Genomic DNA, 1,084 nt, shown 5'->3' with positions numbered 1-1,084 from the left:
GTGTTGAGGGTCACGATGAAGACGCCTGTGTAGAAGATGAGAACGATCTTCGATGCCTCACCGATCCCGAACCAGACGAACCTGCGCCTCCCCATCCTCAGGCTCGCCACCCGGCTGGCTGAGTACATAGTTGTACTCAGTCAGTAGGTTGGTTGCACCTGTTGATGGGTGGCTTGCCTCCGAGGCTGCCGTATGGCCGGCGGTTGTTGTAGAAGTCTAGCGGGACTTCAGCGCGTCCGTGCGGGCCTGGTTGGAGGTGAAGGCCCAGCCTTCCTGGAGGGTGCGGTTGAAGCGTTCTGCCTTGCCGTTCTGCCAGGGGTGGCGGGGTTTGATCAGGATGCGTTTGACTCCCAGTTGGGCCAGTGCATCCTGAAAGTCGCGGGAGAGCCGGTAGGCGAAGGCGTTGTCAGTCATGACCCGCTTCACGGGTGCGCCGCTGGCTGCCATGGCGGCCGCGGCCCGGGTGAGGAACCCGGCGCAGGTCGGGCTTTTCTCGTCAGGCAGGACCTCGGCGTAGGCCAAACGGGTGTGGTCATCGACGGCCACGTGAACGTAGTCAAAACCGACCCGTGTGTGGCCTGATGCATCGTTGCGGACGGATTGCTTAGGGTCTGCCCGCCAGCCGCCCCGTCCGGGATCCTGCCAAGCTTCTTGACGTCGGCGTGGACCATGTCGCCGGGAGCGTCGCGTTCGTAGCGGCGGTCGGTCGCCCGGGATGCCCGGATCCGCGCCCCGGTTACCGGGTCCAGGTCCAGGTCCAGGTCCAGGTCCCACAGCCTGGGCATACCGGCGCGGGCCAGGATCCGGGAGACCGTCCGGGCACTCGTGCCGCAGCGCAAAGCCAGGCCCGGCGAGGACGCGCTCGACGAGGATCCGCCTACCGTTCGGAGTTAGGCGGGCGTTACGGTGGACCATGAAGACCTCTTGGTCGTTGGCTGTGTGGTAACCACCAACCTAAGATGTCTTCACCTATTCACGATGTAACCAACGTCCTGACCCAGTACACCTAGTCGAGGACATCGCCTGAGCTGGTTGTTCCGGCCACCAAAGCAACGTCCAGAAAAGTGCCCCTCCTGCTAACGGC

1 pseudogene is annotated in these 1,084 nt (G+C 63.7%); it reads right to left on the bottom strand.

Going from position 1 to position 1,084, the window contains the following annotated elements:
- Positions 1–136: 136 nt before the first annotated feature.
- Positions 137–845: pseudogene (locus QRN04_RS16860) on the bottom strand (integrase core domain-containing protein); the annotation flags it as partial.
- Between the last annotated feature and the right edge of the window lie 239 nt (positions 846–1,084).

It is taken from the genome of Arthrobacter sp. efr-133-TYG-104, assembly GCF_030208915.1.
Taxonomy (GTDB): domain Bacteria; phylum Actinomycetota; class Actinomycetes; order Actinomycetales; family Micrococcaceae; genus Arthrobacter.
This window is presented reverse-complemented; position numbering and strand designations above follow the sequence as displayed.